This is a genomic window from Bacillus sp. DHT2 (genome assembly GCF_026241455.1).
Lineage (GTDB): Bacteria > Bacillota > Bacilli > Bacillales > Bacillaceae_G > Bacillus_A > Bacillus_A pseudomycoides.
Window position 1 is genome coordinate 667,101 of record NZ_JAPHWH010000002.1, and the last position, 22,074, is coordinate 689,174.

The window sequence follows — 22,074 nt, forward strand, 5'->3', positions numbered from 1 at the left end:
GTAAAAAGAGCCGCTGCTAAACGGCTCTTTCAAATTTTCTATACACCTTTATAAGCTTGCATATACACTTCTTTCAACTCTGAAATAAGCGGTAATTTCGGATTTGCCGTTGTACATTGATCTTCAAATGCTCGTTCAGAAAGTATATCAACAACCGCTTCAAATGCTTCTTTTTCAATACCTTGGCCAGCAACACTCATATTAATATTTAATTCTTTTCCAAGGGCGATAATAGCTTGTACTAATGATTCCACGCCTTCTTCTACTGTACGTGCTTTAAGACCAAGCATTCTTGCGATATGTGCATAACGCTCATCCGCAACAAAGTGCTCATATTTAGGGAATAGTGCATGTTTTCTTGGTTTAATTGCATTATAGCGAATAACATGCGGCATTAAGATTGCATTAGCACGTCCATGCGGAATATGAAACTCCGGTCCAATTTTATGCGCTAAGCTATGGTTAATACCAAGAAACGCATTGGCAAATGCCATCCCAGCAATTGCTGAAGCATTATGCATTTTTTCACGAGCTTCTTCGTCATTTCCATCTTTATATGCACGTGGTAAATATTTAAAGACAAGATCAATTGCTTTTAAAGCTAATCCATCTGTATAATCGTTTGCCATAATAGATACGTACGCTTCAATCGCATGTGTTAATACATCCATTCCTGTATCAGCAGTTACATGTGGTGGTACTGTCTTAACGAACTGCGGGTCAACGATTGCAACGTCTGGTGTTAATTCATAATCAGCAAGCGGGTATTTGATATTATTCTTTTTATCTGTAATAACCGCAAATGGTGTCACTTCTGATCCTGTTCCAGATGTTGTAGGAATCGCAACAAACTGCGCTTTAGTTCCTAGTTTTGGATATTTGCATGTACGTTTTCTAATATCTAAAAACTTTTGTTTGATACCAAAGAATTCTGTTTCTGGATGCTCATAAAATAGCCACATTCCTTTTGCTGCATCCATCGCTGATCCGCCGCCAAGAGCAATAATCACGTCTGGCTTGAAGCTTCTCATCATTTCTGCACCTTTAAATACAGTTTCATCTGATGGATCTGGTTCTACTTCAGAGAATATTTCTACTTTTACATCATTTCTATGTTGACCTAAATAATGCGTTACTACATCAATATATCCATGTTGAACCATTCCAGGATCTGTTACAATGAATGCTCGTGAAATGTTTGGCATACTTGCTAAATATTGCGTAGCGTGTTTTTCAAAATAAATTTTTGGTGGCAGCTTGAACCACTGCATATTCTTTTTTCTATTTGCAAGTCTCTTTACGTTCATTAAATGAGTTGCCGTTACGTTTTGAGATACAGAGTTCTTTCCGTATGATCCGCATCCAAGTGTAAGCGATGGAATGAAAGCATTATATATATCACCAATTCCGCCTTGTGCTGACGGAGCATTCACAATAAGACGACATGCTTTCATACGTAAACCAAACTGTTTTTGTACTTCTGTATTTGTAGAATGAATAACTGCAGAATGTCCTAAACCGCCAAGCTCTAACATGTTTTCACAATGCTGCAATCCTTCTTCTAATGAATTTGCTTTTATACAAGCTAATACTGGGCTTAATTTTTCGCGGGATAGCGGATAATTTGCGCCGACTCCTTTAATTTCTGCAACCAGCATTTTTGTATCTTCTGGTACTGCAATTCCTACTAGTGATGCAATGTAGTGAGCAGATTTCCCAACAATATCGCTATTTACTGCACATGTATTTTCATTAATGACAAGTTTCTCTAATTTCTTCCGTTCATCTTCTGTTACAAAATAACAATTGTTTGCTATCATTTCTTGTTTCACATCATTATAGATCTCTTTGTCTACAATAATTGCTTGTTCAGAAGCACAAATCATACCGTTATCAAATGTTTTTGATAAGATTACATCATTCACAGCACGTTTCACATTCGCTGATTTTTCCATATAACATGGAACGTTACCTGGTCCTACTCCTAAAGCTGGTTTACCAGTTGAATATGCTGATTTTACCATTCCTGCTCCTCCTGTTGCCAGAACAAGCGCTACACCTTCATGATTCATTAATTGTTTTGTTGCCTCAACAGAAGGCTTTTCAATCCATTGAATACAGTTCTCTGGTGCACCAGCTTTCACTGCAGCATCGCGCACTGTTTTTGCAGCTGCGATAGAACATTGCTGCGCTGAAGGGTGGAATGCAAAAATAATTGGGTTTCTCGTTTTTATCGCAATGATCGCTTTAAACATCGTTGTTGACGTTGGATTTGTTACTGGCGTTACCCCAGCAACCACACCGACCGGCTCTGCAATTTCTATTACTTCCTCATGTGGATCCTCACGAATAATCCCCACTGTTTTGTCATTTTTTATGCTATTCCAAATATATTCAGTTGCAAAAATATTTTTAATACATTTATCCTCATACACACCGCGTCCCGTTTCTTCAACAGCCATTTTTGCAAGCGGCATATGTTGATCCACGCCCGCAAGTGCCATTTCATGTACAATTTTATCAATTTGTTCCTGTGTAAAACCTTCTAATGCTTGTAAAGCTTTTTTACCATTCTTTACTAACGCCTCAATCATTTCTACCACTTCTTGCGTTTCATTTACAACTTTCTCTTTGACTACCATGTAATTTCCTCCTATTCTGCTATATGGACTTAAATAGACCCTAAGGGTCTTAATACGTCCCTATTAGCGTAAAAAAATAGAGTTACTTTTCCTACATGAATCCTATTATTTGTGAAATGTTTCACATATTTATGTGTGAAGTATTATTTCATGATTTTACTATACACGAAATATTTTTAATTGTGTGTGTCTAATTTGTGAAAAGTTTCACAAATTGTATTTAAAAAAACACTGCCTTTTAGCAGTGCTTTTTTATTATGCTAATGCTTGGGCTAAATCTTCAATTAAATCTTCGCCATCTTCAATACCGACAGAAATACGAATTAATGTATCTGTAATTCCTAGCTCTTTACGACGATCTGCTGGAATAGATGCATGTGTCATTTGAGCTGGAATAGAAATTAAGCTTTCTACTGCTCCTAAACTTTCAGCAAGCGTAAAATACTGCAGTTTCTCAAGTACTTTATTTAGCGTTTTTGCACTATCTACATCGAATGAAATAATTGCACCGTATCCATTCGCTTGTTCAGTTGCTAATGCATGATTCGGATGTGATTCAAGGCCTGGATAGTATACTTTATTAACTTTTGGATGATTATTTAAAAACTCAGCAATCGCGCGTGAATTTATTTCATGTTCTTCCATACGAATTCCTAATGTTTTTAAACCACGAAGTAACAAGAAGCTATCTTGTGGTCCAAGAATACCACCTGTTGAGTTTTGAACGAAATGAAGGTCTTCTGCTAATTGCGCGCTATTAACAACAACTAATCCGGCAACAACATCGCTATGTCCACCTAAATATTTCGTTGCACTGTGAAGTACAATATCTGCTCCTAAAGAAATTGGTGACTGCCAGTATGGCGTCATGAATGTATTATCAATAATTGTTAATAGACCTTTTTCCTTTGCAAATGTAGAAATTTGCTTAATATCTGTAATTTTTAATAATGGATTTGTTGGTGTTTCTACATAAATTGCCTTTGTATTTGGACGTACTGCTTCTGCTACTTCATCTAAATTTGTTGTATCTACAAATGTATGTTCAATACCGAAACGATTCAATACTTTTGTAATCACACGATATGTTCCGCCATATACGTCATCTGTTAAAATGACATGATCTCCTTTTGAGAATAACATAATAGTTGCTGTAATAGCAGCCATTCCTGAACCAAATGCAAATCCTGCATGACCGTTTTCTAATACGGCAATCATTTCTTCTAATGCTGAACGCGTTGGATTACCTGTACGTGAATATTCGTATCCTTGATGTTTACCAACTGCTTCTTGTTTGTACGTACTTGTTTGATAAATCGGTACGTTTACAGATCCAGTTGAAGGTTCTCCTATGCGAATACCATGAATTAACTTTGTTTTTGCTCTCATTTTTTATTCCCACCCTTTGTATATATCTTTACTTAAATAACGCTCACTGCTATCTGGAAAAATCGTTACAATATTTGTACCTGGTTTTGCCTTTTCAGCCTCTAATAGGCTCGCATGAAATGCTGCTCCTGAAGAACTACCAACAAGAAGGCCTTCTTTCTGCGCTAATTCTTTCACACGTCTGAATGCATTTCGATCAGAAATGGTATGAATTTTATCGAAATATGATGATTTTAAAAATGGCGGAATAAATTCAAGACCGATTCCTTCTGTTTCATGTGAACCTGCTTCACCACCATTTAAAATAGATCCTTCTGGTTCTACAATCACCGCTTTAATTTCACGATTTTGTTCTTTTAAATAGGAGGCAGTTCCCATAAATGTACCGCCAGTACCTGCACCTGCTACGAATATGTTAATCTCTCCATCCAACGCTTCCCACAGCTCTGGGCCTAATGTTTTGAAATAGGCACGTGGATTTGCATCATTTGCAAATTGACTTGGAGAGTATGAATTTGGAATTTCTTTTACTAATTCTTTCGCCTTCGCAATTGCGCCTGTCATTCCTTGTTCAGTTGGCGTATGCACAACTGTTGCACCAAGTGCTTTCATCAGCTCTTGCTTTTCAATACTGAATTTTTCTGGAACACAAACAATTACATGTAAATCATGCTCTAGTGCTGCGAGTGCCAGTCCAATGCCAGTATTCCCTGCCGTCGGTTCAATAATTGTTCCTCCTGGCTTTACAAGTCCTTTTGCTAGTGCATCTTCAATCAATTCTCTTCCTAAGCGATCTTTCACGCTTCCACCTGGATTATAAAATTCAAGCTTTGCAAATAAACGAACGCCCTCTGGAAGTGAAAAACGAGTAATTTCTACAATCGGTGTATGACCGATTAATTCATGAACTCCACGATACACCTTCATCGTGTTCTCCTCCTTATTTGCCAATAAAGAAAAGGCAACTGTATGTATCTTCTTTATATGAGACAGTTGCCTTTTTGTTACATTACTTTAACTCTTCTAACACTTTTACAATAAAGTTTGTAGAATGAAGAGCTGCTTGATCTAAAAATTGATCAAATGAAACGTTTGATTCTTTACCAGCAATATCAGAAAGTGCACGAATAATTACAAATGGTACTTTGTATTGATGACATACTTGCGCAACCGCTGCTGCTTCCATTTCTACTGCGTAAAGATTTTCAAATTTATCACGGATTGCTGCAACTCGGTTTGGATCACTCATAAATGAATCCCCTGTTGCAATCATTCCTTTCACAACTTGAATGTTCTCTTCGGATTTCATACATTTCTCAGCTAATGCTATTAGTGCTTCATCCGCTTTAAATCCTGGTGGCATCCCTGGCACTTGACCATATTCGTAATCAAATGCCGTTACATCCACGTCATGATGGCGAACTTCTGTTGAGATGACAACATCCCCAACATTTAAAGATTGATGGAATCCACCAGCTGAGCCTGTATTAATTACTTTTTCAGGTTGGTATCTCTCTAATAAAATTGTCGTCGACATAGCCGCATTTACTTTACCAATACCAGACTTTAACAAGATTACTTCATGTCCTGCTAATGTCCCTTTCGTAAATTCACAACCTGCAACGGTTTCTGTTTCTGCTTGTTCTAATTTGTCACGTAAAATACGTACTTCTTCTTCCATTGCTCCAATTACAGCAATTCTCAATCTAATCCCTCTTTCTATTGCTTAGTTGCCTCCATTACCCAAACGAAATGATTTAATCTCGTAAATGTTACATGGAAGCCATTGTTTTCAAAAATAGATTGCATAATCGGAATACGTGTATAGTATTCTGTTTGCAAATCGTTTGCTAACTGATGAAAACCTCTTTGTTTTGCAGTTTCAACAGTTTTATCATACGCTTCTTGATCTGCAAATATCGTATCAGCAAACACTATTTTACCACCTTTATGAAGCAATTGACTATACTTCGCAATTGCTACATCTTTTTCTTCATCTGTTAGATGATGAAACGCATAAGTGCTTACAATTGTATCAATAGAATCGGGAACATCAAAAGAAAGAAAATCTCCCTCTGTAATTGAAAATCCTTCTGGTAGCTTTTGCTTTGCGATTGTACGCATTTCACGTGACGGCTCTATGCCGTAAACAGTATGGCCAACAAGTAATAATTTATTTGTTAAATTACCAGTACCAACACCAAATTCTAATACATTTCCAAATGATTTATTTACTACATCCTCTAAAATCTCCTCATAACGAGCGAAAACTTCTTTATATTGTATATCTTCGCCTTGTACGAATGAATCGTACGTATGAGCCCACTCATCAAATAAACCGTTAAATTCTGTACCCATATAAAATTCCCCTTTTTCTTATCGGTTTTATCAGTATGATATGCTTTCTTTACGAAAATGTCAATTGAAACGGAAATGGTATTTCCTTCTTTTCTTTGTTACACTTAACTTGATTATATGGAGAGGAGCGTTTTTTGTGTCATTTACGTTTGAAATGCTGGAAGATAAAGTAGAATTTTTTGAAGCACCAAACTTAGTTTCCTTAGAAAAGAAAATTAACGAACAAATTGACAATAACAAAGCACTTATGCTGGAGGTTCATTATATTTCTCATCAAATGGTTATGGATCCCGAGAGCAAAAGACCTTATTACAGCGCAGTTGTTCATTTTAAATTAAAAAAATTACGCTAACTAAAAAAGAGAGAGGTTCTAAGAACCTCTCTCTTTTTTAGTTTAGAGTTTGAACAAGTGCTGGTTTCCAACCCTCATTTTCTACCCAATCAATATTTACATAATATCTTTTACCAGTTTGTTTATCTTGAACATTACCGTACGCTTTTTGCTTACCGTTATTCCCAATGCGGTGAATAACCAATTGTTCCACTGGAACTTCGATTGCAGCGGAAATTGCTTGTTTCATCTCATTCCAATCTGCTGATCCTTGTTGAAATGTCATTGCCGGTGTTGCACCTTGCGTTGTACCAACTGGCTTCCAAGAAGGTTTCGTATAAGCATCTGTTGCTTTAGGCTGTGTTTTTTCAGCTGGGGTCTTTTCATTTGCTTTTGCTTCTTCCTCAGCTTTTTGTTTCTCTTCGTCCTCTTTTTTCTTCGCTGCTGCTTGCTCTTGTTTCTTAGCTTCTTCTTTCTCTTTCGTTTTCTCAGCTTTATTATCTTTCGTTGTTTGCTGAGATACTTTCTTGTCTGGAGAAGATGCTTGCTCTGTTGTATCAGAAGTAAAGAATACTTGATACGCTACAACAAGTACTGCTAATAACACAATAGCAATTGCAATATTTAAAACACCGTTTTGACGACGTTTTTGTTGTTTCTGTTGGAATCTAGATCCTCCTGCCATTCTTCAAACCTCCATGCAGTTTTTCCTACTTGCTATTGTAACACTAAATCTTAAAAGGTTGAATAACTACAGTAATTTTTTCACGAAATGAAAACATTTGATAATAAATTGCAAGATTACCTTCTACTTTCCAAGTGAGCAATCTCTTCTACAAATTCTTTAAAAATCGGTGTTACAGTATTTTGTTCATTATTCGTTTCTAAGTCAACAACTACTAACGCATATCTTGGGTTTTCATACGGGAAGTAACCCGCAAACCAACGATTTACACGATTTCCTTTTCCTGTTTGTGCCGTCCCAGATTTTCCGGCAACAGATAGCGGTAATGACTGAAAAGTAGTACCTGTTCCTTTCTCCATCGTTACTACTTTTCTTAATAGTGATTGCACTTGTTTCACTGTATGATAAGAGAGTTGTCGCCCCTCCAATTTATGATCTTCAAAATAAAAAAATCTTGTGCCATTTTTGTACCGTATTTCTTTTACAGCTTTTACTTCTTTCTTCTCTCCATTTCTTGCAATCGTCGCCATCATATTTGCAACAGCTAAAGGGGATATTCTTACATCCTTTTGCCCAATCGCCGTTTGGGCGATTGCTTTGTGACTCATCTTAGTTTCTTCTTCATTCCAAACAATTGCTTTTTTCTCTTCTATCAACTGTTTAAACCCAGACGTATGAAACACTTGCCCTTTCCATCCTACCTTCTCACTCGCTCCTAGCGCTTCTAAATACGTTTCCATTACATGTTTATCCTTTTGCATCAATTCATCACCAAGCACAGCAAATGTCCTGTTACAACTCCTAGCAAAGCTCTCTGTGAAGCTTAATTTCCCCATCATAACCTGCGGAGTATTTTCGCCATACGGATCTGTATCACAGTTAAATATACGATGAGATTGAATTATATCCTTATCAATTGCCGCGGCCGCTACAACTGTTTTAAAAATAGAACCAGGAAAATGAGGCGTTAGCATTTGGTTTTCCATCGTTTTTTGATACGTACGCTTATCATTCGTCTGTAAAGATGGTTTACTCACCATTGCTAAAATTTCACTCTTCTTCACATCAAGTAGTACTAATCCACCGTTTTTTATTCCATGCATTTGCACAAGCTCTTCTGCTTTTTGTTGCAAAGACTTTTCTATCGTTGTTTGAATCGTAACTGGATAAAAAGGATTTCCAGGAGATGTATATTTTGCACGTTTCCCAAAAATCGGTTCGCCCTGTCTGTCTACTTGATACAACACTTTCGTTTCACCATCAGTCATTAAAAATTCATCAAATGATTGTTGAAGTCCTGAAATACCAATCGGTGTTTGAATAGGGAACTTCTTCATTTCCCCGTATCGCTTTTGAAATTCATTCTCGTTTTCTCCTACTGCACCAATTAAATGCTCTGCTTCTGTTATTTGTTTCACCCTTACTTCAGTTGCAACCATGCCTAACATATCCGCACGATTAATCTTTTCCACCTGTTCTTTCGTTAATTGAAACGGTTTATCACCTCTTTGAAATATAAATGGTTTTCGTTTGTCTTTCATTTGCAGATTTATGTCTTGTCCCGGCACACTAATGATATGCGCAATTTTCTCTAACATGTCATTTTTTATTTGTAGAAATGGAAAAATAATTAACACTGAATACTTTTCTTCACCAAGTTCTACTCCATTTCGATCAATAAAACGTCCCCTACCATCATCCACTGTAACTGCTTGTGTACGCTGGGTAACACTCTTTTCAATTAAATTTATATGTTTATCTGTAAATGATTCAGTAGATATAAGCTGTATTTGTACCAATCTTCCAAGCAATAGCAACATGATGCATGTAAAGCATAATAAGGTGATGATAATTCTCCGTTTGATTTTCATAAAAAACACCTCGTCTTTTCAGTTTAGACGAGGTGTCATTCCTTTTATACAGAACGAAATATTATTAGAGTTTGTATTTTTCTTGTATGATTGAATGATTTTTATAAATCTTTTGGCTGCTTAAGAAATTTCATAAGAATTGACCTAAAACTCTCTTCATCTATTCCTGAATTTTTTGCAACCTCAATTGTAGTAGTTGTTACTTGAGCTGCTGCTTTTAAATAATCCGGTTGTAAAGCTTGCATTTCACTTCTTTTTTCTTTTGCATTCTCAACCGTTACAGAATCAATACATGCGATCATCTTGTCTACGATCTTTAAATATTCATTTTCTGCATTAATTAACTTTTGAATTTCATCTTTATTACTTACTTTAGATTGATTTAAATAAGTATACGCTTGATTCACTTCATCTTTAAAAAGTTTATCATTATTCTTTGCCTGTTCTTGTAACATATTCTTCATATCATCTATTGTCTTCTGATCCATTGTATCCTGTAACAAATATTCTGGATTACCAATCGCATAATCATACTTAATCGTCACATCCTGAAACATTCTCATTACAATAGCTAACTGGTACTCTAGAGCAAAGTCTTCGAATTTCTGTTCCTTTTTATTCTTATCTAATTCCGTGTTCCCCTTTGTATTCGGTGTGCTGTTTGAAGACGAAGTTGCTGCATCATCCTTTTTTTCTTCTTGTTTCGGTTTCGATTCGTTTGATGCACTTGTTTTCTCACTAGATCCACATGCCGCTAATCCTGTCATCATAACGCCACAAGTGAGTGCTGCAAATAATTTCTTTTTCATGAACTGTCCCTCTTCCTTATCCCTTTTAAACTCTCTTCACACTTCAAAACATAAAAGTATAAAATTCCTCACTTATAATATCAGAATTAAAGCTCTTACATCGTCATATTATGTCGAATAAAGTGAAAACTCCCTTAAGGATCCTTTTTCTTTTATCGCTCAAACCAAACTATCATGGACGATTATATAGCACTTTTCACTCAGAATCTTGAGAGCAATGGGATAATGAAAGAGAAAAAATAAAAAAGGTTCACCCATATGAGTGAACCTTTTTTATTATTTTACAGAGATAATCTCTACTTGCATTTCTCCGCCTGGCGTTTGGATTGCTACCTTTTCACCAATTTGCTTACCTAATAAGCTTTTTGCGATTGGAGAATCGTTAGAAATTCTTCCTTCAAATGGATCAGCTTCTGCGCTACCAACGATTGTGTAAGCTTCTTCATCTCCATCTGGTAATTCTTTGAATACTACAGTTTTACCTAATGTTACAACTGTAGACTCTTCGCCATTATCTTCAATGATAACTGCGTTACGAATCATATTTTCTAGTTGTGTAATACGTCCTTCTACGAATGCTTGCTCATCTTTCGCTGCATCGTACTCCGAGTTCTCTGAAAGATCACCGAAGCTACGTGCGATTTTAATACGCTCTACAACTTCTTTACGTCTTACTGTTTTTAATTGCTCAATTTCATTTTCTAATTTTTGTTTACCCTCTTGCGTCATAGGGTATGTTTTTTCTGTTGCCATGTTTTCCACTCCTTTTATATACCAATCCCCCGAAAAAAAGAGGAGTTCAATATGAAAACTCCTCCGCTTTATCCTATAGCGGAGGTTTCTAGTACACATGCACTAGCGGAGTTGTCACATACAACCCCGTATTTTCCAATTCTTCCTCATATAAAGAAGATATGTATGGAAAGTTCATATAAATATGCCCTCACCTATAGATAGATGAGGTTGGCATGTTTCATTGTATTCGATAGGAAGGGAAAAAATCCCTTCCTATCGTATATCTTTTACTATGCTATTACAAATTCACTTTTTGTTCAAGAATTGTTGCAATTTTTGTGACCATAATATCGATTGCAACATGATTTTGTCCGCCTTCTGGAATAATTATATCCGCAAATTTCTTAGAAGGCTCAATAAATTGGTTGTGCATTGGACGTACAACATTTACATACTGCTCAACAACAGAGTCCATTGTACGGCCACGCTCTTTAATATCACGTTGCATGCGACGTAAAATACGAAGGTCAGCATCCGTATCAACAAACACCTTAATATCCATTAAATCACAAAGGCGCGGGTCTTCTAAGATAAGAATCCCTTCTAAAATAATTACATCTTTCGGTTCTACTGGAATAATTTCTTCTGAGCGTGTATGCAATGTATAATCATATACGGGTTTCTCAACCGGCTTATATGCAAGCAACTGATGTAAGTGCTCAATTAATAAGTCATTATCAAACGCTAATGGATGATCGTAATTTGTTTTTAAACGCTCTTCCATTGGCAGATGACTTTGGTCTTTGTAATAATAATCTTGCTCCAAAATTAAAATGGAATGACCTTGAAATTGATCAAAAATTGCTTTTGTTACACTTGTTTTACCTGATCCTGAACCACCAGCGATTCCAATTACAACCGGCTTATTCGTCCCCATTCAACTACCACTCTTTCTTATTGATGTATGCTTTTTCGCATCATATTATTCACATACACTGGTTGATCCACTTTGAATTTCACGATTTGCAACGGATGTCTCGCTGCATCTAATTCGTTTCCATCCTCATCCCAAATTTTCTCCACCGTTTGTGTAAAGTTTTCTATTTCTGGCCCAAAGAACTCAACCTCATGCCCTGGTTTGAAGTAGTTACGTTGTTCGATTGTGACAATGCCTGTTTCTTCATTATAATCTAACACTAAACCAGCAAAATCATACGTTGTTTTCTTACTATGATTTCCATACATTTGTTCTTGGTATCCTGGAACTCCTTCAAAGAATGCAGGCGCTGTATCACGATTTGCACATTTATCGAGCTCATCTAACCATTCTTGTTTAAACTCAAAGTTATCAGGATCCGCGCAATATGCATCAATTACTTTGCGATACACAGTTGCTACTGTTGCTACGTAGTGAATAGATTTCATGCGTCCTTCAATCTTCAAGCTGTCAATTCCAATTTCAATCATTTTCGGAATTGAAAGGATCAAGTTTAAGTCTTTTGGACTCATTGCAAAGTGTGCATCGCCTTCTTGGAATAAAGGAAGCTCTTCTGCTTCTTTATGTTGTGATACTGCTTGAACTAGGTCATAATCCCAACGACATGACTGACAACAACCACCACGGTTCGAGTCACGTGCTGTCATATGGTTACTTAATGTACATCTTCCAGAGTATGCAATGCACATTGCCCCATGGACGAACGCTTCAATTTCAATATCAACGTTTTCTTTAATTTCCTTCATTTCTTCATAGCCGACTTCACGAGCTAATACAAGACGATGCAAGCCTTCTTCTTTCCAATACTGCGCTGCTTTCCAGTTGGATAGAGACTGTTGTGTACTTAAATGTACCTCAACAGAAGGAGCTACACGTTTACACGTCTCGATAATAAGCGGGTCTGCAACAATAATACCTGTTACACCAGCTTTTTCAATCCCTCTTAAATAATCTTCTAATCCATCCATATTTTCATTATGTGCAAAGATATTTGTTGTTACATATATTTTTGCGCCATATTTCTTTGCAAATTCTACGCCTTCTGCCATTTCTTCTAGCGTAAAGTTCCCTGCATTTGAACGCAGACCAAATTCCTGTCCACCTAAATATACAGCATCTGCACCGTAATGAATAGCTACTTTTAATTTCTCTAAATTACCTGCAGGGATTAACAATTCAGGTTTTTTCACAATAACGCGTTTTCCATCGATTACTCGTGAAATTTCTTGTACAGTCATATCCTACACCCTCCTCGTTTAGTAAACCGTTTCTTTAAAGAAGAATCCTGTATCTAACGGACGATTTACTGGTTGAATTTCTTCTATCTCTTTATATAAATCGTCTTTCATGTCATAATACGCATCGCGATCTTCTACACATAAATCAATAGCTTTACGATATTTCTTTGTCACTTGGATAATGTATTCAGAGCTTTTTAACACACCATCAATTTTCAAGCTATCGATTTCAGCATCGATAAGTTCATCTAACTCATCAATGAAACAAATATCATTCGGACTCATAATATGAGTACCATTTTCGTCCTCATAAATCGGATACTTGTTATTACGCTCTGGATCATGTAAAAACATATTTTCTTCATACTTTTTCTTTTCAATCTCCAGATTACGATCTTGATATTCAAAATAGTTTCCAACTAATGAACGCTTTGATTGGAACATGCATGTCATACCATGAATTTGTACTTCTACTTCAACTTCAGCGTTTTCTTTTAATTCAACAATTTCATCTAAGCTCAATTCACGTGCAAGCACAGCACGTTTTGCACCTTTACGGCCCCAATAGTTACATGTGAACCAGTTCGTTGCTGTCGTTTCTGTATTCCAATGCATTTGCATGTTTGGTGCTACTTCACGCACAGTCATTAATACTGCAGGATCTCCAAAGACGATTGCATCTACCTGTACTTCTTGCAGGAATGCAACGTAGCCTTTTAATTCTTCTACTTTGTCGTTATGGAACATAGCGTTCATCGCTACGTATACTTTCATACCATTTTCATGTGCAATGCTTACAGCTTGTTTCACATCATCACGCGTGAACTCCCCTGCTAAACGTAAGCCAAACTTTTGCTCACCGATCATTACTGCACTTGCCCCTGCTTTTGCAAGAGGTTCAATGTCCGCCACCGCTCTTGGCGTTACTAACAATTCAGGTTTTTTCATACTGTTGTCACCCTCTCTTTTTACTCACGGCTACTCCATCACCAATCGGAAAAATAGTTGTATCATATCCTTCATGGTTCATTAGCCATTCATTGTACGTCTTAATACGACGAATCAAACCACGCGTACGTCTATTTTCAATTTTTTCTTTTGTCGTTACAAGTCCATGGTACATAACATTATCTGAAATAATGACACCCCCCGGATTTAATAACGGTTCATATAAGTCAAAAAAGCGACGATATTGTCCTTTTGCGGCATCAATAAAAATAACATCAAATGTTCCATGTTCATTCACTTGTTCACCTGTTTCTAATGCATCACCATAAATAACGGAAATACGCTCTTTTACAGAAGAACGCTCTATATATTCAAGTGCTTTTTCATATCGATCGCTATTTCGTTCTACTGTCACAATGCGAGAATTAGGGATAGCTTGCATCATACGAATACTGGAGTAACCAATTGCTGTTCCGAGCTCTAAGATGCTTTTTGGCCCAATTAAACGTAAAAATTGCAACATAAACTCCATTCCAAGACGATCCATAATTGGCACATGATGTTCACCTGCGTACTGTTCCATTTCAAGAATAAGTTTATCTTTTGGATCAATAAATGATAATAGGTACTCGTTAACTGCATCCTCCATAAATGGTCCTCCTTATTTACATGGAGAAGTGCCTCTATGACGTGTCAGTTTCTATCTTTTCACACATAGAATGCAATAAAAATACAAGCCAGCTTCACCCTTAGCTTGTACGTCCCGTTTTGATATTAAAAACGATTCTTCTGCCAGTTTTTAACCCGATATATTTTATCATAAAAAAGAGGGATATGCGACCCTTTTCGCTCTCCCTCCTATTTTCACTTCTTTTGTGTAATATATTTTTGTTTTAATGCATTATGTTCTTCTAACGTTTTTGCATAATACACTTCACCATTTGGTGCTGCTAAGAAATAGTAATAATCTGTTTGTGCAGGTTCTAACGCTGCTTGTACTGAATGCTTGCCAGAATTCGCAATTGGTCCAACAGGTAATCCTTTTATAACATACGTATTATACGGTGAATTTACTTTTAAATCCTCATATAATACACGTTCTTTATGCTTTCCAAGCGCATATAATACTGTCGGATCTGTTTGTAACGGCATCCCTTTTGCTAAACGATTATAAAAGACGCTGGAGATCTTTTGACGATCTGTAAACCCTGTCGCCTCTTCCTCAATTAAAGAAGATAATGTTAAAAGCTGGTGAACGTCCAGCTGCTTTTCTTTCATTTTCGCCTCATTTTGAACAATTAATGCATTCGTTTTTTCAAGCATTGACGTCACAATTTCTTCCAATGTTGTATCTTTTTTATAGAAAGAATATGTCGCTGGGTATAAGTAGCCTTCTAACGGATATTTAATATTGGCATCAAAAATTTTATTTGTTAATAATATCGGATATTTTTGCTGCATTTTTTGAATAAAAGCCTTATCGTTTAATTGGCGCACAACATCATCTTTATTCCATTTCAGTTCCTTCGCAATTATATCTGCGATTTCAACAACTTGTGCACCTTCCTTAATCGTCAATTTATAAGCAACTGGACGATGGACATTACCCGATGACATTTGTTCCATTACATCATCTACATTCATTGACGAATTTAACAAATATGTACCTGCCTGCAAATTTTTAGATTTAGCTTTTGCATAGAAGCTAAATACTGTACCGTTTTTAATAGCGCCTTTTTCTTCTAAAATCTCTCCGATTTTACTTGTAGATGAACCTTTTGGAATCTCTACTTCAATTTCTTTTTTATTCCCGCTATCAACTGGTTTTAACGCAGATGAAATATACGCATAGACTGACACGCAGACCACAAGTAGTGCAATAACCACTATTAAAAGTGTGTTTCTACGCTTCTTCTTCACTTGATTCTCTATCAAAGTTCTTCCTCCTTATTCCATTGTAGACCATATGTACATCCTCTATACAATGCCCTACAAACCCAAAGCAAAGCTCATTCATTTGCAGATAGTTTTTTATTTTATACAATCCGTCTCATTATACTACAAACAATTATGTAGTTTCGACAAAAAATCTGTCATTTTGCACGAGAATACAAAAAAAGATGGACTGCATGTACAGCCCATCTTCTTCACCTGAATTACGCTTCGCCCTCTTCTTCTTCAGCAAGTGTGTTAAACATTTCTTGTACCATTTCCCACTCTTCTTCAGATTCGATTGGAAGTAATGTTCCACCTGACTCTTCTTCGTTTTGTTCGAAAGCCATTGCATCATAAATTTGTTCGCCATCTTCGTCAACTTCACCAATCGGAGAAAAGACTACATAAGATTTTTTCCCGAATTTTTCAGCATCGAAAGTGAAAATAATTTCACATAAATGCTCGTTACCTTTTTCGTCTACAATTGTAATTTGATTTTCTTCCATTCTGGTCACCTCTTATTTACTATCTAAATATCCTTGCAAAATCACGACTGCAGCCATCTTATCGATCACTTGCTTTCGCTTCTTTCGACTTACATCAGCCGAAATAAGAAGACGTTCCGCTGCCATCGTTGACAGACGCTCGTCCCACATCATGACGTCTAATTGTAACAGTTCACGTAAGGATTGTGCAAATTGCTGGCAAGCCTCACCACGTGGTCCGATTGTACCATTCATGTTCTTTGGCAATCCTACTATTATCTTGTCCACATTGTACTGTTTTACTAACTCAGAAATACGATCAAAACCAAATTGACCTCGTTCTTCGTTAATTTTAATCGTTTCTAAACCTTGTGCTGTCCAGCCCATTTCGTCACTAATCGCAACGCCGACTGTTTTTGTACCAACATCTAAACCTAATATCCGCATAAACTACTCCTCACGATGTTGTTTCAAATAAGACTTCACAAGCTCTTCAATCAATTCATCACGTTCTAACTTGCGAATAATGCTTCGTGCATCTTTATGACGAGGTATGTATGCTGGGTCTCCACTTAATAAATAACCAACGATTTGGTTAATCGGATTATAGCCTTTTTCTTGAAGTGCATCATACACAGTTAAAAGTACATCGTTTACATGGACACTCTGTTTTTCATCTTGAAAGTTAAACTTCATTGTTTTATCAAAACCGTCCATTTTAAGCACCTCACTTATAAGTAGTAAGTATAGGGAGAAGAATCTCTCCTCTCCCTACTATTGTACACTACTATCTCTTTATTTTGAAACAGATTTAACGTACTCTTCTACAAATGCAAGTGCATCATCCACTTGCGCTGGGTTTTTACCACCTGCTTGAGCCATGTCAGGACGGCCGCCACCGCCACCGCCGCAGCGAGAAGCAACTTCTTTCACAAGTTTACCTGCATGGTAACCTTGATTGATTAAATCTTTCGTTACACCTGCTAGAATATTTACTTTATCCTCATTTACAGCTGCTAATACAACGACTGCAGACTCTAATTTATTTTTCAGGTCATCCATCATTGTACGTAAGTTATTCATATCTGCAACATTTACTTTTGTTGCTAATACATTTACTCCATCCACTGTAACAACTGAATCTGTTAAGTTTCCAGCTTCAATGTTACTTAATTTTGCAGCAAGAGATTCATTCTCTTTTTGAAGTTGTTTCACTTCAGTAAATAGACCGTCTACTCTTGTTAAAATATCTTTCGGATTTGTTTTCATTTTGCCTGCAGCTTCTTTTAATAAACTTACTTGATCGTTCATTAATTCGTATGCAGATTTACCAGTCACTGCCTCAATACGACGAGTTCCAGCACCGATACCAGACTCAGCAACAATTTTGAAAATACCGATAGATGCTGTGTTATCAACGTGACAACCACCGCAAAGTTCTAAGCTATAATCGCCTACTTGGACAACGCGTACAACATCTCCGTATTTTTCACCGAATAATGCCATTGCACCCATTTCTTTTGCTTCTTCAATTGCTTTTTGAGAAATCTCAACATCAATACTTTCCCAAATTTTTTCGTTTACAATACGCTCAATTTTTTCTAATTCGTCAGCTTGTACTTGACCGAAGTGAGAGAAGTCAAAGCGTAGACGTTCTGATGTTACAAGAGAACCAGCTTGGTTAACATGTGTTCCAAGTACATCTTTTAATGCTTGGTGTAAAATATGCGTTGCTGTATGGTTTTTCACAACACTGCTACGGTTCTTCGTATCAATAATAGCTTTTACAGCTGATTCTTTTGTTAACGTTCCTTCTTCCACAACTATTTTGTGTAAGCTTTGACCATTTGGTGCTTTTTGTACGTCTTTTACAAGAACTTTCACACCGTCAGCAAGAAGGTAACCGCGGTCTGCGATTTGTCCGCCACTCTCAGCATAGAATGGTGTTACATCAAGCATTAATTGTCCTTCTTCGCCTGCTTGTAAGCTATCTGTGTACTCGCCATTTTTCACAAGTGCAACAACATTACTTTCTGTCGCAACTGTACCATAACCAACGAATTCACTCGCTACTTTAATTTCTCCAAGTACGCCGCCTTGAACTTGCATAGAATCAACGTCTTGACGAGCTGCACGTGCACGTTCACGTTGTTTTTCCATCTCTGCTTCAAAACCTGTATGATCAACCGTCATACCAGCTTCTTCTGCATATTCTTCTGTTAATTCAATTGGGAAACCATATGTGTCATATAGACGGAACGCATCTACTCCAGAAATAGCAGTCGTTTTTTCTTCTTTTGCTTTTGCAATAACCTCTGCTAAAATTGCTTCTCCATCATGAAGTGTTTCATGGAAACGCTCTTCTTCATTTTTCACAACTTTTGCAATAAAGTCTTTCTTTTCAAGAACTTCTGGATAGAAGTCTTTCATTACTTCGCCAACAACCGGTACTAATTCAAACATGAATGGACGGTTAATGTTTAATTTCTTCGCATAACGTACAGCACGGCGTAATAAACGACGTAATACATAGCCACGGCCTTCGTTAGAAGGAAGAGCTCCATCACCAACAGCAAATGTTACTGTACGGATATGGTCTGCAATTACTTTAAACGCCATATCTTTTTCTACATCGCCACCGCGATATTTCTCACCAGAAATTGATTCTGTTGCACCAATCATTGGCATAAATAGGTCTGTATCAAAGTTTGTAGGTACATCTTGAACGATAGATGTCATACGCTCTAGACCCATCCCTGTATCGATGTTTTTCTTTGGAAGTGGCGTATATGAGCCATCCGGATTATGGTTAAATTGAGAGAATACAAGGTTCCATACTTCTAAGTAACGTTCGTTTTCTCCACCCGGATACAACTCAGGATCGCTAAAATCGTTACCGTAAGCTTCACCGCGGTCATAGAAAATTTCTGTGTTCGGTCCACTTGGTCCTTCACCAATATCCCAGAAGTTTTCTTCTAAACGAATGATGCGCTCTTTCGGAACACCCATTTTCTCATTCCAAATTGTAAATGCTTCTTCATCTTCTGGATGGATTGTTACAGATAGTAACTCTTTATCAAATCCAATCCATTTGTCGCTCGTTAAAAATTCCCAAGCCCATGTAATTGCTTCTTCTTTAAAGTAGTCACCAATTGAGAAGTTTCCTAACATTTCAAAGAATGTATGGTGACGAGCTGTTTTCCCAACGTTTTCAATATCGTTTGTACGAATTGATTTTTGCGCATTTGTAATACGTGGGTTTTGCGGGATTACACGACCATCAAAGTATTTCTTTAATGTCGCTACACCACTGTTGATCCATAAAAGAGATGGATCCTCATGCGGAACTAATGATGCACTTGGTTCAATTGCATGCCCTTTTCCCTCGAAAAAGTCTAAAAACATTTGACGAATTTGTGCTCCTGTTAACTGTTTCATCTATATTTCCTCCTTTAAGAAATTTCATAAAAACAAAAAACTCCCGTCCCTATAAAAGGGACGAGAGTTAACTCGCGATACCACCCTAATTATGAACCGATTTATACATTCTCGATTCATCACCTCATGGTGCCGTAACGTGGCAAGACGGCAGGGATTAGCTGCTCTCAGGATTAGCGTTCTGTCACCCTTCATTTAAAACTTCTTTCAGCCGATGGAAGTTTCTCTCTAAAAATGGACTGTGACATACTCGTTCCGTCATCAATTTAAAATCATATGCTATATGCCAAAATTGTAGCGAATCCGTTTCCATTTGTCAATGTTTCCAGAGTGGCTTTATATGAACAATGACGGTTCGAATCACCGCCAAAATAGGAACTGCTATTAAAAGACCGACGATTCCACCTATTTCTCCCCCAATCAGAAGAGCAAGCATAATAATAACAGGATGCATACGTAACGACTTCCCAACAATATATGGGGAGAGAATGTTACTTTCAACAAATTGTAAAATGGCAAGTGCAATGCCCGCTTTAATAAAAAGGTTCGTGGATACGGTTGCCGCAATCATCAACGTCGGAATCGCTCCTAAAATTGGTCCAAAGTAAGGAATAATATCGGTAACTCCAACAATAATGCCTAATAACAGTGGGTACTTCATCCCAATAAACCAAAATGAAAGAGCGGACACTCCTCCTAAAACTAAACAAACAAATAATTGCCCTCGAATATAACTTCCAAGTGACTTATCGATCTCCTTCGCCAATACTTGTCCTGTACTACGCCATTTACTCGGAACAAGCTTCCAAAAAACGTGATAAAACTCTCCATAGTCTTTTAATATGTAAAATACAATAAAAGGAATCAAGAAAATGATGAGTAATGAATCCAGTACACCACGCGCTGTACTCATCACCTTATTTAAAAGTGCTTGTATCTTCATCTCAATGCCGACAAATATTTGCTTTACTTTCTCATGAATAAACGATGGGAAATTGTCTGTCTGTTCTGTCACACCGTCCATCCAAGAATCATACATTTTCATAAACTGCGGGAATTGCTTATTGATTTCTTGTAGCTGCGCAATCACAACCGGTGTCCCTTTATAAATTCCATAACCGAGACCACCAAAAAAGAGAATATAAATAAGCAAAATCGCAAGTGTACGTGGCATTCCCTCTTTATATAATTTTTCAATTAAAGGATGCAGTAAATACGCGATGAAACAAGCAATTAAAAATGGTGTAATTGCTACTTTAAACACAAATATGATTGGCGCCCATAGTGGTTTAATTTTTAAAAAGACGAGCAAACATAAAAACACTAATAACAATAACCCTAATCGATAGATCCAAATAATTTTAAGATTCTTCAAGCGAAAAACCTCCTCCATCCTTATTTTGAAAAGAAATAGAGAAGGTTATGTGTAAAACTTTTAAAAAATTACTGGACTAAAATATTTCCATACAGACCATACTGTTTTTAAAAAAACTTACATATATTTAACATCATACGGACAAGCACTTAGGTCAGCTCGCAAATATGTGAGGAGGAATAAAATGGTTTGGCTTATGTTAATTCTTTCAACACTTTTCATGATACTAGAATGGATCTGCATTGGCTTTGGTATTTGGAAGGGACTCTTCACGCGTTCAACACGAAAAGAACGTGCGAAACAGCTGTGGTATTACGGAGTTCTTGGTATTGGATGTTACGGACTTTCTTATCTTTTTTCTGAAATTGGACTTTTTTATTTATATACGAGCACATGAAAAAACTCCCTGAGAATGAAGGGAGTTTTTCACTTTATAGAAATGATTATAAATAAGACTTAATCATTTTGCGTGCTCTTTTCATATTACGTTTGGAAAACACATCTTGTTTACGTGCATATTGATATGCCGCAGCTCCAATACCTAATGCGATTAATGAATTGCGTACGTTCAAAGTAAATCCCCCTTTTTGACTATCCGATGGTTCGTTCATTCTCATCAAATAAATCATCAAGAGAACTAAGCGATCCATCTTCTTCTACTTGATGCGTATGGATTTTCCCCTTTGAAACCGATAATTCAATATAACAATTCCAGCAATAAAATTGGTTGACACCTATTTTTCCAATGTCTTTCCCTTTGCAATTTGGACAACTGAACATATGGCTTTCATCTCCTTACAGTCTCCCAGATTCTATTCGCCATTATGTCCAAACTACA

Annotated in this window: 23 protein-coding genes and 1 other annotated feature; of the genes, 2 read left to right on the forward strand and 21 right to left on the reverse strand. The window is 36.8% G+C overall.

Annotated elements, in window-relative coordinates; translation table 11 throughout:
• Window positions 1-38: 38 nt before the first annotated feature.
• From adhE to ORL93_RS08640, 5 genes are all read right to left on the reverse strand, one after another.
• A complete protein-coding gene (adhE, locus tag ORL93_RS08620) occupies window positions 39-2,642 on the reverse strand; it encodes a bifunctional acetaldehyde-CoA/alcohol dehydrogenase (RefSeq protein ID WP_006095960.1) in 2,604 nt (867 codons plus the stop codon).
• A gap of 255 nt (window positions 2,643-2,897) precedes the next feature.
• Entirely contained in the window at window positions 2,898-4,031 is a 1,134-nt protein-coding gene (locus ORL93_RS08625) for a bifunctional cystathionine gamma-lyase/homocysteine desulfhydrase (RefSeq protein WP_006096053.1), read from the reverse strand.
• A 3-nt stretch (window positions 4,032-4,034) separates the two neighbouring features.
• Entirely contained in the window at window positions 4,035-4,958 is a 924-nt protein-coding gene (locus ORL93_RS08630) for an O-acetylserine dependent cystathionine beta-synthase (protein ID WP_097794458.1), read from the reverse strand.
• Window positions 4,959-5,040: 82 nt separating this feature from the next.
• Window positions 5,041-5,736, reverse strand: coding sequence for a 5'-methylthioadenosine/S-adenosylhomocysteine nucleosidase (mtnN, locus tag ORL93_RS08635; RefSeq protein ID WP_003200530.1), 696 nt, complete (start codon window positions 5,734-5,736; stop codon window positions 5,041-5,043).
• Between the two features lie 14 nt (window positions 5,737-5,750).
• Window positions 5,751-6,389: a class I SAM-dependent methyltransferase gene (locus ORL93_RS08640; protein WP_018765882.1), complete on the reverse strand. Its 639-nt coding sequence runs from the start codon at window positions 6,387-6,389 to the stop codon at window positions 5,751-5,753.
• 136 nt (window positions 6,390-6,525) lie between these two features.
• Here ORL93_RS08640 and ORL93_RS08645 point away from each other — a divergent pair, with 136 nt between their 5' ends.
• The gene (locus ORL93_RS08645; RefSeq protein ID WP_265958863.1) at window positions 6,526-6,741 is read left to right on the forward strand and encodes a YrzA family protein; all 216 of its coding nucleotides are present in this window, start codon (window positions 6,526-6,528) and stop codon (window positions 6,739-6,741) included.
• A 37-nt stretch (window positions 6,742-6,778) separates the two neighbouring features.
• On the opposite strand, the gene ORL93_RS08650 is transcribed toward ORL93_RS08645, so the two are convergent.
• The 14 genes from ORL93_RS08650 to ORL93_RS08715 all read right to left on the reverse strand — a co-directional run bounded on the left by ORL93_RS08650 (window position 6,779) and on the right by ORL93_RS08715 (window position 21,254).
• A complete protein-coding gene (locus ORL93_RS08650) occupies window positions 6,779-7,405 on the reverse strand; it encodes a YrrS family protein (protein WP_006096049.1) in 627 nt (208 codons plus the stop codon).
• Between the two features lie 116 nt (window positions 7,406-7,521).
• Window positions 7,522-9,276 carry a peptidoglycan D,D-transpeptidase FtsI family protein gene (locus tag ORL93_RS08655; RefSeq protein WP_097794459.1) on the reverse strand — a complete coding sequence of 585 codons (1,755 nt, stop codon included), beginning with the start codon at window positions 9,274-9,276 and terminating at the stop codon, window positions 7,522-7,524.
• A gap of 101 nt (window positions 9,277-9,377) precedes the next feature.
• Window positions 9,378-10,085: a hypothetical protein gene (locus ORL93_RS08660; protein ID WP_098160991.1), complete on the reverse strand. Its 708-nt coding sequence runs from the start codon at window positions 10,083-10,085 to the stop codon at window positions 9,378-9,380.
• A gap of 276 nt (window positions 10,086-10,361) precedes the next feature.
• Window positions 10,362-10,838: a transcription elongation factor GreA gene (gene greA, locus ORL93_RS08665; RefSeq protein WP_003208577.1), complete on the reverse strand. Its 477-nt coding sequence runs from the start codon at window positions 10,836-10,838 to the stop codon at window positions 10,362-10,364.
• Window positions 10,839-11,118: 280 nt separating this feature from the next.
• Complete coding sequence (udk, locus tag ORL93_RS08670) at window positions 11,119-11,757, reverse strand: uridine kinase (RefSeq protein ID WP_003200515.1); 639 nt, start codon at window positions 11,755-11,757, stop codon at window positions 11,119-11,121.
• Window positions 11,758-11,774: 17 nt separating this feature from the next.
• Window positions 11,775-13,055 (reverse strand): peptidase U32 family protein, encoded by a 1,281-nt coding sequence (locus tag ORL93_RS08675; RefSeq protein ID WP_003200513.1) that lies wholly within the window; start codon window positions 13,053-13,055, stop codon window positions 11,775-11,777.
• 18 nt (window positions 13,056-13,073) lie between these two features.
• A complete protein-coding gene (locus ORL93_RS08680) occupies window positions 13,074-14,003 on the reverse strand; it encodes a peptidase U32 family protein (protein WP_003200512.1) in 930 nt (309 codons plus the stop codon).
• Window positions 14,004-14,010: 7 nt separating this feature from the next.
• Window positions 14,011-14,652, reverse strand: coding sequence for an O-methyltransferase (locus tag ORL93_RS08685; RefSeq protein WP_003200510.1), 642 nt, complete (start codon window positions 14,650-14,652; stop codon window positions 14,011-14,013).
• Window positions 14,653-14,867: 215 nt separating this feature from the next.
• Window positions 14,868-15,938 carry an endolytic transglycosylase MltG gene (gene mltG / locus ORL93_RS08690; RefSeq protein WP_265958868.1) on the reverse strand — a complete coding sequence of 357 codons (1,071 nt, stop codon included), beginning with the start codon at window positions 15,936-15,938 and terminating at the stop codon, window positions 14,868-14,870.
• Window positions 15,939-16,159: 221 nt separating this feature from the next.
• Complete coding sequence (locus tag ORL93_RS08695; RefSeq protein WP_003200504.1) at window positions 16,160-16,444, reverse strand: DUF1292 domain-containing protein; 285 nt, start codon at window positions 16,442-16,444, stop codon at window positions 16,160-16,162.
• Between the two features lie 12 nt (window positions 16,445-16,456).
• On the reverse strand, window positions 16,457-16,870 hold the full coding sequence (ruvX, locus tag ORL93_RS08700) for a Holliday junction resolvase RuvX (RefSeq protein WP_003200502.1): 414 nt from the start codon (window positions 16,868-16,870) through the stop codon (window positions 16,457-16,459).
• A gap of 3 nt (window positions 16,871-16,873) precedes the next feature.
• A complete protein-coding gene (locus ORL93_RS08705) occupies window positions 16,874-17,140 on the reverse strand; it encodes an IreB family regulatory phosphoprotein (RefSeq protein WP_000348589.1) in 267 nt (88 codons plus the stop codon).
• 78 nt (window positions 17,141-17,218) lie between these two features.
• Entirely contained in the window at window positions 17,219-19,861 is a 2,643-nt protein-coding gene (alaS, locus tag ORL93_RS08710; RefSeq protein ID WP_097794463.1) for an alanine--tRNA ligase, read from the reverse strand.
• Between the two features lie 53 nt (window positions 19,862-19,914).
• Window positions 19,915-20,132 (reverse strand) — a binding site (T-box leader).
• 45 nt (window positions 20,133-20,177) lie between these two features.
• Window positions 20,178-21,254 carry an AI-2E family transporter gene (locus tag ORL93_RS08715; protein ID WP_170957066.1) on the reverse strand — a complete coding sequence of 359 codons (1,077 nt, stop codon included), beginning with the start codon at window positions 21,252-21,254 and terminating at the stop codon, window positions 20,178-20,180.
• Between the two features lie 166 nt (window positions 21,255-21,420).
• Here ORL93_RS08715 and ORL93_RS08720 point away from each other — a divergent pair, with 166 nt between their 5' ends.
• On the forward strand, window positions 21,421-21,633 hold the full coding sequence (locus ORL93_RS08720) for a hypothetical protein (RefSeq protein WP_018765889.1): 213 nt from the start codon (window positions 21,421-21,423) through the stop codon (window positions 21,631-21,633).
• A gap of 46 nt (window positions 21,634-21,679) precedes the next feature.
• Here the strand turns inward: ORL93_RS08720 and ORL93_RS08725 are convergent, their stop codons facing one another.
• Window positions 21,680-21,808, reverse strand: coding sequence for a YrzQ family protein (locus ORL93_RS08725; protein ID WP_001102898.1), 129 nt, complete (start codon window positions 21,806-21,808; stop codon window positions 21,680-21,682).
• 19 nt (window positions 21,809-21,827) lie between these two features.
• Complete coding sequence (locus ORL93_RS08730) at window positions 21,828-22,016, reverse strand: hypothetical protein (RefSeq protein WP_000490499.1); 189 nt, start codon at window positions 22,014-22,016, stop codon at window positions 21,828-21,830.
• Window positions 22,017-22,074 lie beyond the last annotated feature (58 nt).

What these genes read in the sequence shown, in the direction of transcription:
- adhE (WP_006095960.1), bottom strand. Translation starts at nt 2,642, where the DNA reads ATGGTAGTCAAAGAGAAAGTTGTAAATGAAACGCAAGAAGTGGTAGAA.
- ORL93_RS08625 (WP_006096053.1), bottom strand. Translation starts at nt 4,031, where the DNA reads ATGAGAGCAAAAACAAAGTTAATTCATGGTATTCGCATAGGAGAACCT.
- ORL93_RS08630 (WP_097794458.1), bottom strand. Translation starts at nt 4,958, where the DNA reads ATGAAGGTGTATCGTGGAGTTCATGAATTAATCGGTCATACACCGATT.
- ORL93_RS08640 (WP_018765882.1), bottom strand. Translation starts at nt 6,389, where the DNA reads ATGGGTACAGAATTTAACGGTTTATTTGATGAGTGGGCTCATACGTAC.
- ORL93_RS08650 (WP_006096049.1), bottom strand. Translation starts at nt 7,405, where the DNA reads ATGGCAGGAGGATCTAGATTCCAACAGAAACAACAAAAACGTCGTCAA.
- ORL93_RS08655 (WP_097794459.1), bottom strand. Translation starts at nt 9,276, where the DNA reads ATGAAAATCAAACGGAGAATTATCATCACCTTATTATGCTTTACATGC.
- ORL93_RS08660 (WP_098160991.1), bottom strand. Translation starts at nt 10,085, where the DNA reads ATGAAAAAGAAATTATTTGCAGCACTCACTTGTGGCGTTATGATGACA.
- greA (WP_003208577.1), bottom strand. Translation starts at nt 10,838, where the DNA reads ATGGCAACAGAAAAAACATACCCTATGACGCAAGAGGGTAAACAAAAA.
- udk (WP_003200515.1), bottom strand. Translation starts at nt 11,757, where the DNA reads ATGGGGACGAATAAGCCGGTTGTAATTGGAATCGCTGGTGGTTCAGGA.
- ORL93_RS08675 (WP_003200513.1), bottom strand. Translation starts at nt 13,055, where the DNA reads ATGACTGTACAAGAAATTTCACGAGTAATCGATGGAAAACGCGTTATT.
- ORL93_RS08680 (WP_003200512.1), bottom strand. Translation starts at nt 14,003, where the DNA reads ATGAAAAAACCTGAATTGTTAGTAACGCCAAGAGCGGTGGCGGACATT.
- ORL93_RS08685 (WP_003200510.1), bottom strand. Translation starts at nt 14,652, where the DNA reads ATGGAGGATGCAGTTAACGAGTACCTATTATCATTTATTGATCCAAAA.
- ORL93_RS08695 (WP_003200504.1), bottom strand. Translation starts at nt 16,444, where the DNA reads ATGGAAGAAAATCAAATTACAATTGTAGACGAAAAAGGTAACGAGCAT.
- ruvX (WP_003200502.1), bottom strand. Translation starts at nt 16,870, where the DNA reads ATGCGGATATTAGGTTTAGATGTTGGTACAAAAACAGTCGGCGTTGCG.
- ORL93_RS08705 (WP_000348589.1), bottom strand. Translation starts at nt 17,140, where the DNA reads ATGGACGGTTTTGATAAAACAATGAAGTTTAACTTTCAAGATGAAAAA.
- alaS (WP_097794463.1), bottom strand. Translation starts at nt 19,861, where the DNA reads ATGAAACAGTTAACAGGAGCACAAATTCGTCAAATGTTTTTAGACTTT.
- ORL93_RS08715 (WP_170957066.1), bottom strand. Translation starts at nt 21,254, where the DNA reads ATGGAGGAGGTTTTTCGCTTGAAGAATCTTAAAATTATTTGGATCTAT.
- ORL93_RS08720 (WP_018765889.1), top strand. Translation starts at nt 21,421, where the DNA reads ATGGTTTGGCTTATGTTAATTCTTTCAACACTTTTCATGATACTAGAA.
- ORL93_RS08730 (WP_000490499.1), bottom strand. Translation starts at nt 22,016, where the DNA reads ATGTTCAGTTGTCCAAATTGCAAAGGGAAAGACATTGGAAAAATAGGT.